The 14,514-nt window shown below is 35.5% G+C and carries 22 protein-coding genes; 12 read left to right on the top strand and 10 right to left on the bottom strand.

The window, feature by feature from the left end:
* Nucleotide 1 precedes the first annotated feature (1 nt).
* Together aroQ and RCJ96_RS03515 are read right to left on the bottom strand one after the other, a co-directional pair.
* A complete protein-coding gene (gene aroQ / locus RCJ96_RS03520; RefSeq protein ID WP_000757087.1) occupies nucleotides 2-442 on the bottom strand; it encodes a type II 3-dehydroquinate dehydratase in 441 nt (146 codons plus the stop codon).
* A 52-nt stretch (nucleotides 443-494) separates the two neighbouring features.
* Complete coding sequence (locus tag RCJ96_RS03515; RefSeq protein ID WP_316149319.1) at nucleotides 495-983, bottom strand: YqhR family membrane protein; 489 nt, start codon at nucleotides 981-983, stop codon at nucleotides 495-497.
* Nucleotides 984-1,227: 244 nt separating this feature from the next.
* Between RCJ96_RS03515 and RCJ96_RS03510 the strand changes: the two genes are divergently transcribed.
* Both RCJ96_RS03510 and RCJ96_RS03505 read left to right on the top strand, forming a co-directional pair.
* Nucleotides 1,228-2,148, top strand: a complete 921-nt coding sequence (locus tag RCJ96_RS03510; protein WP_000807112.1) for a DUF1385 domain-containing protein — start codon at nucleotides 1,228-1,230, stop codon at nucleotides 2,146-2,148.
* Between the two features lie 79 nt (nucleotides 2,149-2,227).
* Nucleotides 2,228-2,629, top strand: a complete 402-nt coding sequence (locus RCJ96_RS03505) for an SA1362 family protein (RefSeq protein WP_001014446.1) — start codon at nucleotides 2,228-2,230, stop codon at nucleotides 2,627-2,629.
* Here RCJ96_RS03505 and RCJ96_RS03500 read toward each other — a convergent pair.
* The 3 genes from RCJ96_RS03500 to splB all read right to left on the bottom strand — a co-directional run bounded on the left by RCJ96_RS03500 (nucleotide 2,626) and on the right by splB (nucleotide 4,940).
* Nucleotides 2,626-3,288 (bottom strand): HAD family hydrolase, encoded by a 663-nt coding sequence (locus tag RCJ96_RS03500; protein ID WP_139302738.1) that lies wholly within the window; start codon nucleotides 3,286-3,288, stop codon nucleotides 2,626-2,628. The genes RCJ96_RS03505 and RCJ96_RS03500 overlap by 4 nt on opposite strands.
* A 53-nt stretch (nucleotides 3,289-3,341) precedes the next feature.
* Nucleotides 3,342-3,770, bottom strand: coding sequence for a transcriptional regulator MntR (mntR, locus tag RCJ96_RS03495; protein WP_001143076.1), 429 nt, complete (start codon nucleotides 3,768-3,770; stop codon nucleotides 3,342-3,344).
* Between the two features lie 144 nt (nucleotides 3,771-3,914).
* Nucleotides 3,915-4,940, bottom strand: coding sequence for a spore photoproduct lyase (splB, locus tag RCJ96_RS03490; RefSeq protein WP_000802117.1), 1,026 nt, complete (start codon nucleotides 4,938-4,940; stop codon nucleotides 3,915-3,917).
* A gap of 156 nt (nucleotides 4,941-5,096) precedes the next feature.
* Here splB and RCJ96_RS03485 point away from each other — a divergent pair, with 156 nt between their 5' ends.
* The 4 genes from RCJ96_RS03485 to RCJ96_RS03470 all read left to right on the top strand — a co-directional run bounded on the left by RCJ96_RS03485 (nucleotide 5,097) and on the right by RCJ96_RS03470 (nucleotide 7,825).
* Nucleotides 5,097-5,414, top strand: coding sequence for a PadR family transcriptional regulator (locus RCJ96_RS03485; protein WP_000556083.1), 318 nt, complete (start codon nucleotides 5,097-5,099; stop codon nucleotides 5,412-5,414).
* Nucleotides 5,415-5,419: 5 nt separating this feature from the next.
* Nucleotides 5,420-6,106 (top strand): DUF1129 family protein, encoded by a 687-nt coding sequence (locus RCJ96_RS03480; RefSeq protein WP_062923522.1) that lies wholly within the window; start codon nucleotides 5,420-5,422, stop codon nucleotides 6,104-6,106.
* A gap of 7 nt (nucleotides 6,107-6,113) precedes the next feature.
* The gene (locus RCJ96_RS03475; protein ID WP_316149308.1) at nucleotides 6,114-6,782 is read left to right on the top strand and encodes a DUF1129 family protein; all 669 of its coding nucleotides are present in this window, start codon (nucleotides 6,114-6,116) and stop codon (nucleotides 6,780-6,782) included.
* A 200-nt stretch (nucleotides 6,783-6,982) separates the two neighbouring features.
* Nucleotides 6,983-7,825: a hypothetical protein gene (locus RCJ96_RS03470; protein WP_074607133.1), complete on the top strand. Its 843-nt coding sequence runs from the start codon at nucleotides 6,983-6,985 to the stop codon at nucleotides 7,823-7,825.
* A 28-nt stretch (nucleotides 7,826-7,853) separates the two neighbouring features.
* Here RCJ96_RS03470 and RCJ96_RS03465 read toward each other — a convergent pair whose 3' ends face one another.
* Entirely contained in the window at nucleotides 7,854-8,690 is an 837-nt protein-coding gene (locus RCJ96_RS03465) for a lipoate--protein ligase family protein (protein ID WP_000514083.1), read from the bottom strand.
* A gap of 170 nt (nucleotides 8,691-8,860) precedes the next feature.
* Here RCJ96_RS03465 and RCJ96_RS03460 point away from each other — a divergent pair, with 170 nt between their 5' ends.
* Entirely contained in the window at nucleotides 8,861-9,244 is a 384-nt protein-coding gene (locus RCJ96_RS03460) for a rhodanese-like domain-containing protein (protein ID WP_000108655.1), read from the top strand.
* Between the two features lie 39 nt (nucleotides 9,245-9,283).
* Here the strand turns inward: RCJ96_RS03460 and RCJ96_RS03455 are convergent, their stop codons facing one another.
* Entirely contained in the window at nucleotides 9,284-9,820 is a 537-nt protein-coding gene (locus RCJ96_RS03455) for a DNA polymerase III subunit delta (RefSeq protein WP_139302743.1), read from the bottom strand.
* Between the two features lie 314 nt (nucleotides 9,821-10,134).
* Between RCJ96_RS03455 and RCJ96_RS03450 the strand changes: the two genes are divergently transcribed.
* From RCJ96_RS03450 to RCJ96_RS03430, 5 genes are all read left to right on the top strand, one after another.
* On the top strand, nucleotides 10,135-11,112 hold the full coding sequence (locus tag RCJ96_RS03450) for a LacI family DNA-binding transcriptional regulator (protein WP_416503953.1): 978 nt from the start codon (nucleotides 10,135-10,137) through the stop codon (nucleotides 11,110-11,112).
* Nucleotides 11,113-11,208: 96 nt separating this feature from the next.
* Nucleotides 11,209-11,790, top strand: coding sequence for a TetR/AcrR family transcriptional regulator (locus tag RCJ96_RS03445; protein WP_316149294.1), 582 nt, complete (start codon nucleotides 11,209-11,211; stop codon nucleotides 11,788-11,790).
* A gap of 71 nt (nucleotides 11,791-11,861) precedes the next feature.
* Nucleotides 11,862-12,194: a DMT family transporter gene (locus RCJ96_RS03440; RefSeq protein WP_000312349.1), complete on the top strand. Its 333-nt coding sequence runs from the start codon at nucleotides 11,862-11,864 to the stop codon at nucleotides 12,192-12,194.
* A 1-nt stretch (nucleotide 12,195) separates the two neighbouring features.
* The gene (locus RCJ96_RS03435) at nucleotides 12,196-12,510 is read left to right on the top strand and encodes a DMT family transporter (RefSeq protein ID WP_074607127.1); all 315 of its coding nucleotides are present in this window, start codon (nucleotides 12,196-12,198) and stop codon (nucleotides 12,508-12,510) included.
* A gap of 15 nt (nucleotides 12,511-12,525) precedes the next feature.
* Complete coding sequence (locus RCJ96_RS03430; protein WP_074607125.1) at nucleotides 12,526-12,783, top strand: DUF3975 family protein; 258 nt, start codon at nucleotides 12,526-12,528, stop codon at nucleotides 12,781-12,783.
* 16 nt (nucleotides 12,784-12,799) lie between these two features.
* Here the strand turns inward: RCJ96_RS03430 and RCJ96_RS03425 are convergent, their stop codons facing one another.
* From RCJ96_RS03425 to RCJ96_RS03415, 3 genes are all read right to left on the bottom strand, one after another.
* On the bottom strand, nucleotides 12,800-12,985 hold the full coding sequence (locus RCJ96_RS03425; RefSeq protein WP_139302737.1) for a hypothetical protein: 186 nt from the start codon (nucleotides 12,983-12,985) through the stop codon (nucleotides 12,800-12,802).
* A gap of 251 nt (nucleotides 12,986-13,236) precedes the next feature.
* Complete coding sequence (locus tag RCJ96_RS03420; protein WP_074607120.1) at nucleotides 13,237-13,830, bottom strand: ABC-2 transporter permease; 594 nt, start codon at nucleotides 13,828-13,830, stop codon at nucleotides 13,237-13,239.
* Nucleotides 13,831-13,843: 13 nt separating this feature from the next.
* Entirely contained in the window at nucleotides 13,844-14,467 is a 624-nt protein-coding gene (locus RCJ96_RS03415) for an ABC-2 transporter permease (protein WP_074607118.1), read from the bottom strand.
* Between the last annotated feature and the right edge of the window lie 47 nt (nucleotides 14,468-14,514).

Genomic DNA, 14,514 nt, shown 5'->3' with positions numbered 1-14,514 from the left:
TTTATGCCTCCCTCAATTTCTCCATTAATGCAAATAACGCTAACTTATAGCCATAAAAACCAAATCCAACAATTTGTCCCGCACAAACAGCTGCCGTCACAGATTCGTGACGGAACGACTCACGCTGGTGAATGTTAGAAATATGTACTTCAATAACAGGAATCGAAATGCTCGCAATTGCATCTCGAATCGCATAGCTATAATGCGTAAATGCTCCAGGATTTAAAATGATCCCTTCATATATATCTTCCGCCTCATGAATACGATCGATAATCGCACCTTCATGATTCGATTGGAAACATTCTAACTCCACTCCCATTGTTTCTGCTTCTTGCTTCATATCTGCTTCAAGTGTCGCTAGCGTGCCCTTTCCATATACATTTACCTCTCTGACACCGAGGCGATTTAGGTTAGGACCGTTTACGAGGAGTACCTTTTTCATATGCTTAAAACTCCTTAATATTAAATGTCTATACAACATTTTAACATAGGAGTTACTTGTTTGAATAGTTTGTCTTCTCTTCCCCTTCTCGCCCAGCTTTATTTGTATTTACTGCATAGGAAACAGAGTATGCTATAAACACACCATACAATATAAAAATGCATATCGTCGTCACAATTGTTTCTTTCGGTAAATGGAGTGCACTTTTAATAGCAGGCGCTATTAACCCCATTCCGAAAAATAGTAACGCCCACCAAAATAGACCATAAATCATCCCTGGAAGAACTCCTTCAAACTTTGCCAAAAACGCTTTATATAAAAAGGCAATTAAAATCGAGAGTAGTGCCATACAAACAATTCCTGACACATTGCCCCATACCCCTTCTTTCCAGCTTCCAAAGGCAAATGGTAATAATAAATAGTTCGGTCCCGCTTCCGTAAATGAAAATATATGAAGGAAATACCATATCCCTCCCCAAAAGAGTCCACCAAATAAACCAATTTGTACAAAATTCCTTGTTCCTAATTGTTCTTGACTCACATCGACACCTCCGCTCAATAGTATGCCCGAAACTATTTTGAACCATGTTTAAATACTGCGAAATTTGTCTATAAAAAGAATAAGAAATGTCCGACTCTCGTAACATTTTTCCTTGTCATATACTTGTATTTGTCGATAAAATAAAGGAAACTCGGTGATTGTCTTATTTCAAAATGACAGAACCCAGTATGACAATTGCCTCTTTTTCTACATAAGAGAGAAACAAATACAGGTTGGTGTTAACATGGCAGAAGAGTCAAAACAAATATATGGCGGGCAAGCAGTCATAGAAGGAGTTATGTTTGGCGGTAGAGAATATACTGTTACAGCGGTTCGTCGTAAAGATAAATCGATTGAATTTTATCGATTACCACGCGTTCGTAATAAAGCATTATCTATCCTAAAAAAAATTCCATTTTTACGAGGGATTGCCGCTATTGTGGATGCAAGCGCGAACGGGGCAAAACATTTAAACTTTGCTTCAGAACGATTTGATGTTCACCCAGAAGAAGACGAACAAATTGCAAATAAAAAAGAAGAACAATCGAAGTTAACGATGGTATTAGGAGTTGCAGCAGTTGGCGTTTTATCTTTCATATTCGGTAAAGTCATTTTCACAGCAGTTCCTGCATTACTAGCTGAATTAACGAGACCGATTTTCCCATCTCATACAGGGCAAATCATTGTCGAAAGTGTCATTAAGCTCATGTTATTATTGAGCTATATATACTTTATTTCTTTAACGCCACTCATTAAGCGGGTATTTCAGTACCATGGTGCGGAGCATAAAGTAATTAATGCCTATGAGAATAATCTTTCATTGACTGTAGAAAATGTTCAAAAACAAACTCGCCTTCATTATCGTTGTGGCAGTAGCTTCATTATATTTACAGTCATTATTGGAATGTTTGTTTATTTCCTTGTCCCTACAGATCCACTTTGGGCCAGAGTGGTAAACCGAATTTTATTAATTCCAGTCGTGCTCGGCATTTCTTTTGAAGTGTTACAATTTACGAATCGATTACGCGATATTCCAGTATTACGCATACTTGGATATCCCGGATTATGGCTACAACTATTAACAACGAAAGAACCAACCGATGATCAAGTGGAAGTAGCCATTGCATCGTTTGAAGAATTATTACGTTTAGAAAACAAACAATAATTATTTAAAAATGGTGTTCAACTCCTTTCCTCATCGTTAATATACTAATTTTAATATATGTTTTTAGGAGGTGTTCCTTATGAACGGTCGTTCGTTTACTTTCGCTATATTTGTGCTTATTATCGGATTAGCAATATTCGGCCTTGTTTCATCTGTCATTACAGATCCAATGGGAGTGTTAAGAAATATTGGTATCATGTTGGCTGTCGTTGGTATCTTTTATTTACTCTACAAAATGTTTACAAACTCTAGCGGTTCAGCAAATTCGCAAAGCTCATATAAGCGCGCTGCAAAACAATCGAGCCGCAAGCATGGGAAACAAAATGTAGCACCCCTAAGCAATTCTTTCTTTAAATCAAACGCTTCTAATGACAAAGGGAAAAAAGGGAATCTTTCTTCTTTAAAGCGAAAAAGAAAACAATCTCATTTAACTGTCATTGAAGGTAAAAAAAACAAAAAGAAAGACCGTGCTTCCTTTTAGGAAATACGGTCTTTCTTTATATTTTGCAGTACTTCTTTCAAACTTTTATCTTTCATACTTTCAATTCGAAGATGATGATTTACAAATGGTAAATTACGTGTCACATCATTCGGTACAACAACGCACGTTAATCCCGCTGCAATCGCTGCTTTTAATCCGTTTAACGAGTCTTCAAATACAACCGCTTCAGACGAATCTATCCCTAAATCTTCTATTGCTACTCGGTAAAGTGCTGGATCTGGTTTTACCTTCTCAACATCTTCTCTCGTTTTAATGACTTCAAAATAATCTCGAATTTGTAGTTCTTCCAAAAAAGGAATAACCCATTCTCTAGAGGAACTGGAAGCTAATGCGATTTTTAATCCCATTTCTTTCGCTTCTTCTAAGTATTCTTTTACCCCGTCACGAGCTTCTGGTATTTTCATTTTCTCTTTATGTAAATTTTTCACTTTTTCTTTTAATGCATACTTATCAAACTTCTCTTTTAACTGCTCATTTAAATATTCATACAGTACATCGTCTGTCGTTCCAATACATTTTGCAAATTCCTCTAAAGGTAAATCTCCACCGTACTCACGAACGGCGTCTCTGAAAGAGTGAAACCATATTGTTTCTGTATCCACAATTAATCCATCAAAATCAAAAATAATTGCTTTCATAATTCTCCCATCCTTTTCGATTGAAATAAAAAAGGAAACGACGTACGTTCCCCTTAATTACTTTTCTCTTCATTTGCTTTTTGAACGCCACGAAGTGTTTCCACTCGAACCTCATCTTGTTCAAAGTATTGCACTAAATCACCAATGCGATCAATTGCTTCCCAGCTTAAATGATGTTCAATTCCTTCTACATCATTGTAAATCTTACTTTCATCCACACCGATAATACGCATAAATTGCTCTAACAATTCATGACGATATACGAGACGTTCTCCGATTTTTTTACCTTTTGATGTTAATACAAGCCCTCTATATTTTTCATAAATTAGATATTCATCTTTGTCTAATTTTTGCACCATTTTTGTTACAGAGGATGGATGTACACTAAGCGCTTCAGCAATATCAGATACGCGGGCATAACCCTTTTCATCAATCAACAAATAAATTTGTTCAATATAATCTTCCATACTAGGGGTAGGCATCGGTTTCCTCCATCCAATTTCATTTTGCTCATTCCGTACGAAGCAATCAATAAAATGATACACCAGAAAGAATAACGTGACAAGTTGAAAACAAGCCTAAATATATAAAACAAAAAAGAATCTGTATTTGTATACAGACTCCTCTTAAGTAAAGTATTGTATTTCTGCATCAGGAAAAAACTCATATATATAGCCTCTTATCGTTTCTTCCAATACTTCCGCATCATCTTTTTTATATACGTATTTCCCGATGCCGTACCGTCCCCATTTATATTTACGCTTCTCTTCATCCATTTCAAGCTTCGTACTCGGATAACGCTCCTGAATGACCTTTTTTGCTGGTTTTGTAAAGCGATGTTGAATTAATTCAAATGTTAAATTCGGTATGGACAAATCTTTTAGTGCATTGTACAGTCGTTCAAATAATTCACGGTATCCTTCTTCCCATCCTTCATGCATATAAAGTGGCGCAACTATAAAACCAAGTGGATAATCAGCGCCTGCTACTTTACGTGCTGCTTCAATACGCTCTTCAAAGGGTGACGTCCCCGGCTCAAAATTTTTAATTACATACCGTGAATTAATACTAAACCTAAAACGAGTTTTCCCATTATGTTTTGCATCTAACAAATGATCAACGTGCGAATATTTCGTAACGAAACGTAAACGCCCATGCTCACTTTCTCCAATGAATTCAATCGCGCGCTTTAATGCATGTGTTAAATGATCGATCCCAACGATATCTGATGTACAAGCAGCTTCAAACCTTGTGATTTCAGGTGCTCTTTCATCCATATATTGCTGTGCCTTCTCAAATATTTCATCAAGATTCACATACACGCGAACGTAAGGCTTACTCCCAAGTGTCGTTTGCAAGTAACAATAATGACAATGTCCCATACATCCTGTTGCAAGCGGAATTGCATATTCAGCTGACGGTTTTGACGTATCAAACTTTAATGTCTTCCTCACCCCAACGACAAGCGTTGCTTTTGCATTACGATACTTTTGCAAATCATTTTCACCCGGCAAATTTCGAATTTGATTATGGGATGTCGTTTCACGAATCTCTAGTCCCATCTTCGTAAACTTCTCATATAGCTCTTTTCCAAGTGGATATTCAAGTGCCTTCGGTTCAAAGTAAACGAGTTTTGGCATAAATGGTTTCATACGCTTCCCTCCTCTCGTTAGTATGGGAAACGTTTAAAAATTAACACGCATTAAAGTTTTCCACTTCAGTAACTTGCGTTGCAAGTTACTGAATGTTATAATTTGGATAACAGCTACCTTGCACAGCAAGTTACCTGAGTAAAAGGTGGTGAAATCATGCACAGCCAAATGTTAAAAGGTGTACTCGAAGGTTGTATCCTGTACATCATTTCACAAGAAGAAGTGTACGGATATGAACTGAGTACAAAATTAAATAAACACGGATTTACATTCGTAAGCGAAGGAAGCATATATCCGTTATTGTTACGTATGCAAAAAGAAAAATTGATTGAAGGAACATTAAAAGCCTCCTCACTTGGTCCAAAGAGAAAATATTATCACGTAACTGATAAAGGATTAGAACAGCTTGAAGAATTTAAACAAAGCTGGGGAATGGTTTCAACTACGGTGAACAATTTATTACAGGGGGAGTGATGAGGATGAAAGCGAAAGATTTAATCGAACTAAATAATGAAAAGCGTAAATTATTAACTACAGAAAATGAAAACGCCTATAGCGACATGTTAATATACATCCGCTTAGCTAAAGTGCCAGAATACCATGCGGAAGAATTGCTAATTGAAATTCTAGATCACCTTATTGAAGGGCAGCAAGAAGAAAAAAATGCTTATGATATTTTCGGCGATGACTTACAGGCATACTGCGACGAACTAATTGCTGCCCTACCTAAGCCAAGTTTATGGGAACAATTATCGATTCCTTTATTTATAACTAGTTATTTATTAGCAATATATTTTGCTGTTTCTTCCGTAATTGCATTGGTATTTCCCTTATTTTCAAATGAAGCACGTTTTAAATTTGTACACATCGATTTCATTTATCTGCTTGCATTTATATTGTCCGTACATCTTATGATACGTTTTGTTTTCGATTTTATAAATACTGATTTATTTAAAAATAAAACAACTATTTGGAGGCATATTGGAGGATTTTTCATACGCCATAGCCTATGGATATTATTAATCGGTATTTCCTTTTTATTTATTAAACAGCCCTATACTACATTACAAATCTCACCTTGGATTGGCGCTTTACTGGCTATCTCTTGCTATGCACTATACAAAATCTTCTTCAAAAGAGAATATTTAGACTTTAAAAAGGAGTAACGCTACGATGACCGAAAAAGAAATGGTTCAGTTAAACAATGAAAAAAGAAAGTTATTAACAGCTGAAAACGAAGCTGCTTATGGTGATATACTTATTTATTTACGCCTTACTAGCGTTCCACAAAAACAAATGGAAGAATTACTTTTAGAAATATTGGATCATCTTTTAGAAGCGCAAGAAGACGGTAAAACTGCACATGACATTTTCGGAGAAGATTTAAAAGCGTACTGCGATGAATTAATTAAGTCTTCGGAACATCAAAATTCTTTCCAACAAGCTGCCGTTATTGGGTTTGCAGTTAGTTTATTATTAGCTGTTCAAATTGGATACGATACATTCACTACTCTTATGCAAAAATTATTTTCAAATACAAACACTTCAGGAATTCCATTTAGTATTCCTGGAACAATATTATCTGCTATTGTTTTAGCAATTGGCGCTTTCATAACTTTTTCTTTATTCAGACGTTTTTCTTTTACAATAATGGTTTCCTGGAAACAAAAAGTACTCCTCTTATTATCAGTATTTATACCTTTTATCTTATCAGTTTTTTCAAACGTATTTTTCAAAACACGACCATACTTATTTTATAATTTGTCTATTTTGCAAGGTGCCCTTGTTACACTTTCTTTTTATATTTTATACAAATTTTTATATAAAACATCTAAATTTTAACAGCCCTTCAAAAGGCTGTTTTTCTTCTGTCTAATTTTACAAATTGAAAAATTTCATAAAGAAAATAAGAAAAATGCAAAATAATTAAAGTTAATTGTTGACGTGATGCTTTTATTATCGGTATCATAAATCTTCGTGAGCAATTATTTTTCGTTATACGATTTTTTTATTATTACTGAATTTTTGAGAGGAGAAATTAGATGTCAGTTAAGAAGAAAACGCAAGTACGCACCGGCAAAATGGTACGTGAACTAATGTTAGCAGACGAAGATGTAAATGCTTCGCTAATTATGGTATATAGTGAAAACGGTGTAAACGCAGAAATTAAAATCGAGGGCTTAACGCCGAAATGTAACGAAGAATTATTTTTGAGCGGAAACGTGGATTGGAACAAGAGTGTTATTTATAAAATTGTTGATTTCACTGGAAACGCTGAAGTTGGTAAAGTTACATTAACAGCGATGAACAAAAATAATGTTTCTCTAGAAATAGAACGCGTTATGTGGAGTAAAGAAAATAAAGAGGCTGCTGAACAAGAAGAAACAGTTGTAGAAGCTACTCCGAAAAAAGAAGTAATTGTAGAAGCTCCAAAAGCAGTTACACCTGCTCCAAAGTCTGTTACACGTGTGGAAACACCTGCTATAGCACCAACACCTAAGCCTACTCCGGCACCGAAGCCAGTAAGTGTAGAAGCAGCTGTGGAATTATCTACTCCAGCACCTGTGAAACGAGAAGCACCAACTCCAGTTACAAAGCAAGAGACAGCACCGGTCGCGCCTGCAAAACCGAAGCAACCTGCTTTGACTGAAACAAATTCAAAACTACAAGAAAATTATGTGAAACTCGTGAAAAAGACAATTGAAGTTTGTCAAGATTACGAGCTTGGCATCGACATAGATGATTCTATTGAAGGCTTAAAAGAAGAACTACAAAGCCAAGGTATTAGCGTTACATTTGACAAAGAAATTATGGACGTTGTAAATCGCCTTCGTTCTTTACAAGATAAAGGAATCAAAGTAGAAAAAGTACTTAATTTACTATAAAAAAATAAGAGGCGGCAATTGCCACCTCTTATTTTTTATAATTCCATTCTTTACTTTCATACTTTTCTTTTGCTAATGTTTGCACTTCACGTAATTGTTCTTCTGTTAATTCATACGGAACAAGCTCTACATCTAATCCTTTTTCAAACCCAACCTCAAACGCTTTAATTAACTGCTCGATTGTAAACGTACGGTCTGTTAATTCATTAATTGCTACCGCTTTAGAAGAGAACATACTCTTCATACGTTCTTTCACACGTTCATTCGGGAATAAAAACAGATCATATAACTCATCTAAATCTATTTCTAATGGAATCGACCCGTGCTGTAAAATAACACCTTTTTGACGTGTTTGCGCACTACCTGCGATTTTTCTTCCTTCTACTACAATTTCATACCAAGACGGTGCATCAAAACATACGCCTGAGCGTGGATTTTTCAAATTTTCACGATCTGCTTCTGTTTTTGGAACTGCATAATACGCTTCTAACCCTAATGCTTTAAAACCATCTAATAAACCTTGCGAAATAACACGATACGCTTCTGTAACTGTTTTTGGCATATTTGGATGATCTTCAGACACAATAACACTGTACGTTAATTCTTTATCATGTAGTACACCCCTGCCGCCTGTTTGACGACGAACGAATCCATATTTCTTTTCGTTAACTACATCCATATTAATATCTTTTTCAACACGTTGGAAATACCCGACTGTTAATGTTGGTACTTCCCATTCGTAAAAACGAATGGTTGGTGGCATTTTCTTTTCACTTTGCCAATTTAATAAACATTCATCTAACGCCATATTAAATGCCGGTGAACATTGACCAGAGTTAATATAACACCATTTTTCTTTTCCCATCCTGCACCTCATATAACCAATTATTTTTCACATTCTCTAGTCTACCAAATTCGACAAAATTTGTGAAAGAATACGAAATTTCTTCTTATATACAAATGAATCTGTTGCATAAATACATACGGGCATTATAATATTGAAAGTAGGATAAGAAAAAAGGGAGCGATAGAATCGTGTCAACAACTTGGATTATTTTATTAGCCGTAATCGTAGCGTTCATCGGTTACACTGTATGGATGTATTTCTATCAGAAGAAATTAATTACAACACTTTCAGAAGAAGAGTTTCGCGCTGGCTACCGTAAAGCACAGCTTATCGATATTCGCGAAGCAGACGAATATACTGCAGGGCATATTTTAGGCGCACGTAACATTCCGTTATCACAAATTCGCCTTCGTCATAAAGAACTTCGTAAAGATCAACCAGTTTACTTATACTGCCAAAGCGGATTCCGTACTGGTCGTGCGGCTCAATACTTAAAGAAACAAGGCTACAAAGATTTCTACCAATTACAAGGTGGATTTAAAACGTGGACTGGAAAAATTAAAAAGAAATAATAACATACAAAAACTAGCTGAATAATTCAGCTAGTTTTTTCATTCCATATTATTTGCAATGTATACTAAATTTTTCTTAATCACATCTTTATCATTTTCTTGTGCATTACGATACAGCAGCTGATATTCAAGTCCTTTCTCTTTCCATATAAGCGCAGCAAATTCGTCTCCTCGCTCGGAGTCATCCTTATTTTTAAAATAAGCGAATGCTCCATTATTCAATTTCATTTGTTCTTGAAATCGTTTCTCTTCCACAAGATCTGGAAAACTATAAGGAAAGTTCGCAACATTTAACTCAATATACTCATTTCTACCTGGATCCTGCTGTTTATATTTAATCATTAAGACAGCGTTCTTTTTTCCAATCGTTCTGACTTCTCCCTTCACATCACTCGTAATGTCATACGGTAAAAACGTCGGAACTTTAAATTTCACTGGAAAATATTCCGAAAGCTCCTTCAGCGGAATTGGATCCGTAACACGATCCATAGCTCCCCCTGTTGTTCCAACAAATTGCTTTTCTTCTTGCATCGTGTGCTGAAACGAACATGAACTTAGCACTAGACTAGAAAACAAGAAACAAATGATTCCTTTTTTCAATTTGTTTCCGCCCTTTCATACCGCTATCTTTATGAACCATGTGTTTATATGCTATTCATATTCGCCTCATTAACAAACTCCCCTTTGAAAACTTTCCACGTTATTCTCACACATTTTGACAAAACTTTTTTGCAAACAAAAAAGACCCCTGTCATTCTTACGCCCAAGTGAAAAGGTTACGCGAATAAAAAGAAGTCTTATTCATACCATAGTTTGTGAAAAGCTTTTCAGGTCAAGATTTTTTCTTTCTTATTATTTTCCCTTTATAATAAGAGGAAGAGGTGATACATATGGCCAATATAAAACAAATTGCAAAAACCGCTGGTGTATCCATATCAACTGTTTCTCGTGTCCTGAATAATCACCCTTACGTAAAAGAAGAAAAACGTAAGCGTGTTCTAGATGCTGTTGAAGAATTGAACTATGCCAAAAATATAAATGCTATTCATTTAATAAAGGGAAAAACATATACGATCGGTGTTATGCTCCCTTTCATTAACCTTCCATACTTCAGTACCATTATTGAAGGAATCGGTAACGAAGCGTTAGCAGCTGGCTATCACATTAATTTATGTCAAACGAATTACGATAGTATTGAAGAGATTCGTGTTCTGGAAATGATGAAAATGAAACAATTCGACGGGATGATTATTTGCTCTCGAACGAGTTCATGGGAACAAATTGAACCTTTTGCAAAATTTGCTCCTATTATTTCATGCGAAAAAATGAACCACCCTCTCATTTCATCCGTCTACGTAGATCATTATGAAGGATTCCGTCTCGGCACCGCCTATTTACTCAAGAAAGGCCATGAAAAAATCGGAATTTGTTTAGCAAGAAAAACGAGCGCAAATTCTATGGAGCGCGAAAAGGCGTTTGCTGATACACTTCGTAAGGAAGGCAAAACGTTACATCCCGAATGGATTTTTCATCAATGCTATACAATGCAAGACGGTGCACAATTACTCCATCGTATTGTAAACATGAAAAATCGTCCAACCGCTATTTTTACAGCGAACGATCAAGTTGCAGCAGGTTTATTAACAGAGGCTCGAAAGCAAGGTCTTCGAGTACCCGAAGAACTTGCTATCCTCGGATTTGATAATCATGAAATTTCAAAGGCGTTAGAAATTTCAACAATTGAACATCCCGGTCTCGAAATGGGCTCACATGCGTTTTCTTTATTCCATAAACAAATCCAAAGCGAGCAAATTATCGGGAACGCAAAAGAGCTTTCATTCCATTTAATCGAACGAGATACTGTCTAATAAGAGCGTTACCTATAGCGCTCTTATTCAGCTCTTCACCTATTGACTTTATATTTTCACTCGCATATAATAAACCTAACGAACGGTAGGTAGGGGATGAAAATGACAGCAAACCGCATTAAAGCTGTAGCACTTTCTCATTTCGCACGCTACGGCTACGAAGGAACTTCATTAGCAAATATTGCTCAAGAAGTCGGGATTAAAAAACCATCAATTTACGCACACTTTAAAGGAAAAGAAGAGCTATATTTTATATGCTTAGAATCCGCTCTTCAAAAAGATTTACAGAGCTTCACAGGCGATATCGAAAGGTTTTCAAATTCGTCTACTGAAGAATTGCTCTTACAATTACTAAAGGGCTATGCAAAACGATTTGGTGAAAGTGAAGAATCAATGTTTTGGTTACGAACTTCTTATTTTCCGCCTGATGCATTTCGCGAACAAATTATTAATAAAGCAAATGTACACATTGAAAACGTCGGAAAACTTTTATTCCCTGTATTTAAAAGAGCAAGCGAACGAGATGAGTTGCATAACATTGAAGTAAAAGACGCCTTAGAGGCTTTTCTATGCTTACTTGACGGTCTTATGGTTGAACTACTATACGCAGGTTTAAATCGTTTTGAGACACGTTTAGACGCTTCTTGGAAAGTATTCTGGCGTGGACTTTCAAACTGACGGATTGCTCCTTTGCAATGCGTCGTTTTTAAGCCCTTCACCTAACGACTGGTAGGAAGGAGAAATGACATATGGCATGGATTTATGTAATCTTAGCTGGTATTATTGAAATCTTTTGGGTAATTGGATTAAAACACGCGGAGGCTCCACTTGAATGGGCTGGTGTTGCGTTATTAATTACAATTAGTTTCGTCTTATTATTTAGAGCTTATAAAGATTTACCTGTTGGTACTGTATACGCAGTCTTCACTGGAATTGGAGCTGGTGGAATCGTTCTTACAGAAATTTTCGTTTTCGGAGAGCCATTCTCTATCGTAAAAGTATTATTAATTGGTTTAATCTTCTTTGGCGTAATTGGTTTAAAACGAGTAACAGAAGAAAAAGAAGCGAAGGAGGCCGCATAAAATGGCTTGGGTATTTTTAATTCTAGCTGGTATTTGTGAAATTATTGGTGTACTCTTTATGAAAGTAGCCACTGAAAAGAAAGGCTGGGCACCAAAAGTTATTTTAATCGCTAACTTCGGCGTAAGCTTCTTCTTCTTATCCCTTGCGATGAACACATTACCGATGGGAACTTCTTACGCGATTTGGACTGGAATCGGAACTGCCGGAAGTGCACTTCTAGGCATCCTTATTTTCCGCGAATCAGCGGATTGGCGTCGTCTTGCTTTCTTAAGCTGTATTCTATGCGGCGCTGTTGGCTTAAAACTATTGAGCTAACGTGAGGTGAATGTCATGTGGAAAGAAAAAGGGAAGCAACTGTTAGCATGGATCACACTTGGTATCGGCATTCTATTACAAATAAGTTTTCATATAATAGAATGGTTGTTTCATAAAGTAGTATCCATTCTCACATTCCTTCCTAACATGACACTTGAAATGATATCAATCGTTTGGTCCATTATTTCCTCCATTGCAATCGTCATTATATGGAGTATCGCCAAGCTATGGAATAAATTATTTAAAAAGGACAGTACTTCTGAAAAAGAGTAACTGTCCTTTTTTACGTCTATTTAGATTTTCTATAAAAATTTGATGCGATAAGACAAAACAGGCCAATTATAGCAACGCTCATACCAACCCCTTTATGCAAACTAGGAAATAGCGGTGGTATATCTGAATAAACATTTGCTAATATGAGACCAATTGAAACGAAAAGTACCCCTATTCTATATAACCATTTTCTTTTGCTCATCATTCTCCCCTCCTAAAATTTTTCATACACTCCTTTCTTTTGGACATACTACCTAAAAAAGGAGTGAATAATATGCAAAATTCCGTACATAAGCAGATCCTATTTTTATTTTTCCTCTTTCTTATTCTCGTTATCGTTTTCAGCTTTATATTACATACTCCAAAAGATGTTGTACCGAATAGCCTCTCTGTTTATAAACTTTTACTTTCCTATTGTCGCTATTGAAGAAGGTGCCTTACATAAGGCACCTTTTAAAATTCTCTCTTCTCATACAATTTCACTGAAACGAAAACAGATGCTATGAACATGCATATCGAACTAATGAATAACACGCTGTTATATAGTTGAATTTGTTCCATACTGATTTCAAAGAACATAGTACCAATTGCTGTTGGTGCTATTAGTATGAAAAGTGTAATAAAAGAAGCCTTTTTATACCCAAACCAAAACAATATCGGTAATACAATGCTTAAATATATAAAAACAAAGCCAGAAATCGTAATTACTGTTGTCGTTATAAATTCAAAAGTTCCATCTTCAAATCGATTGATTACTATAGGACTAGACACTATCATACTTATAATAAAAAGAATAAGTGCCATTATGTATTTAGCTAACACAATTTGCTTTCTCGCTAGCGGTAAACTATTTACTATTACTTCACTATTATATTTTTTATCGTCATTAAATGTTTTTAAAATTGCTATTACTGGAATTATAGCTGACATAATTATATAAAAACTTTTCATGTCTAATAATGTCATATACATGAAAAGAGGGTAGATTAAGTGCCATATTAAATACTTCCATTGTACGATAAAGTCTTTTATTATAAGTTGCTTCACAATCGCTCCCTCCTTATAAATCACGCTCATTATATAAATTAATTGAGAGTAACATGGAGATCATATACAAAATAAGAAGTCCAGCAATAAAACAAACATTTACGACTAAACTCGTGCTCCAAGCATTCTCTACATCTAGCCATTCACTACTTACAATAACTCCACTTAATCCACCAACTATAATTCCCATAAAATAAGCAGCCTGTTTCGAACTGCTATGTTCTACCGAAAATTCAATTGGTAGTACGATCATGCTATAAACCAATCCTCCCGTTATTCCGCCAAGAATCTCTCCCCACAGCATAAATCCAGTTATATGTTCATTTTGCAACTGAATTAGACCAACTAAAAGTGAGAAAATCACACCTAAAAGAACTAAAATGCTTACAAATACGTATTTTGCTACGATAATGTCTTTACGATCAAACGGTAAACTATTTAATATTTTTTCACTCTTACTTCTAGCCTCATAACTCGTCGACCATATCGTTCCAAGGATAGGTATAGATATGCTAAGCTTCAAAAGAAAATTGTCGCTACCAAAATCAACAATTATAAGGAAAAGCAAACATATAAAACTAATAAATCCCAACTTTCTTTGTAACATCATGTCTTTTAAAACTAGTTGCTTGATCATGTATTACACCTCACTAAACTCATTCCTTAACATCAATTATTCGTTTT

The organism is Bacillus sp. BSL6 (assembly GCF_052928345.1).
This window is presented reverse-complemented; position numbering and strand designations above follow the sequence as displayed.

Excerpts from the sequence above, each read along its gene's own strand:
- RCJ96_RS03475 (WP_316149308.1), top strand. The coding sequence starts at position 6,114 with ATGACCGAAAAAGAAATGGTTCAGTTAAACAATGAAAAAAGAAAGTTA.
- RCJ96_RS03430 (WP_074607125.1), top strand. The coding sequence starts at position 12,526 with ATGTGGAAAGAAAAAGGGAAGCAACTGTTAGCATGGATCACACTTGGT.
- RCJ96_RS03485 (WP_000556083.1), top strand. The coding sequence starts at position 5,097 with ATGCACAGCCAAATGTTAAAAGGTGTACTCGAAGGTTGTATCCTGTAC.
- RCJ96_RS03435 (WP_074607127.1), top strand. The coding sequence starts at position 12,196 with ATGGCTTGGGTATTTTTAATTCTAGCTGGTATTTGTGAAATTATTGGT.
- mntR (WP_001143076.1), bottom strand. The coding sequence starts at position 3,770 with ATGCCTACCCCTAGTATGGAAGATTATATTGAACAAATTTATTTGTTG.
- aroQ (WP_000757087.1), bottom strand. The coding sequence starts at position 442 with ATGAAAAAGGTACTCCTCGTAAACGGTCCTAACCTAAATCGCCTCGGT.
- RCJ96_RS03465 (WP_000514083.1), bottom strand. The coding sequence starts at position 8,690 with ATGGGAAAAGAAAAATGGTGTTATATTAACTCTGGTCAATGTTCACCG.
- RCJ96_RS03445 (WP_316149294.1), top strand. The coding sequence starts at position 11,209 with ATGAAAATGACAGCAAACCGCATTAAAGCTGTAGCACTTTCTCATTTC.
- splB (WP_000802117.1), bottom strand. The coding sequence starts at position 4,940 with ATGAAACCATTTATGCCAAAACTCGTTTACTTTGAACCGAAGGCACTT.
- RCJ96_RS03505 (WP_001014446.1), top strand. The coding sequence starts at position 2,228 with ATGAACGGTCGTTCGTTTACTTTCGCTATATTTGTGCTTATTATCGGA.
- RCJ96_RS03425 (WP_139302737.1), bottom strand. The coding sequence starts at position 12,985 with ATGAGCAAAAGAAAATGGTTATATAGAATAGGGGTACTTTTCGTTTCA.
- RCJ96_RS03480 (WP_062923522.1), top strand. The coding sequence starts at position 5,420 with ATGAAAGCGAAAGATTTAATCGAACTAAATAATGAAAAGCGTAAATTA.
- RCJ96_RS03450 (WP_416503953.1), top strand. The coding sequence starts at position 10,135 with ATGGCCAATATAAAACAAATTGCAAAAACCGCTGGTGTATCCATATCA.
- RCJ96_RS03440 (WP_000312349.1), top strand. The coding sequence starts at position 11,862 with ATGGCATGGATTTATGTAATCTTAGCTGGTATTATTGAAATCTTTTGG.
- RCJ96_RS03510 (WP_000807112.1), top strand. The coding sequence starts at position 1,228 with ATGGCAGAAGAGTCAAAACAAATATATGGCGGGCAAGCAGTCATAGAA.
- RCJ96_RS03415 (WP_074607118.1), bottom strand. The coding sequence starts at position 14,467 with ATGATCAAGCAACTAGTTTTAAAAGACATGATGTTACAAAGAAAGTTG.
- RCJ96_RS03500 (WP_139302738.1), bottom strand. The coding sequence starts at position 3,288 with ATGAAAGCAATTATTTTTGATTTTGATGGATTAATTGTGGATACAGAA.
- RCJ96_RS03470 (WP_074607133.1), top strand. The coding sequence starts at position 6,983 with ATGTCAGTTAAGAAGAAAACGCAAGTACGCACCGGCAAAATGGTACGT.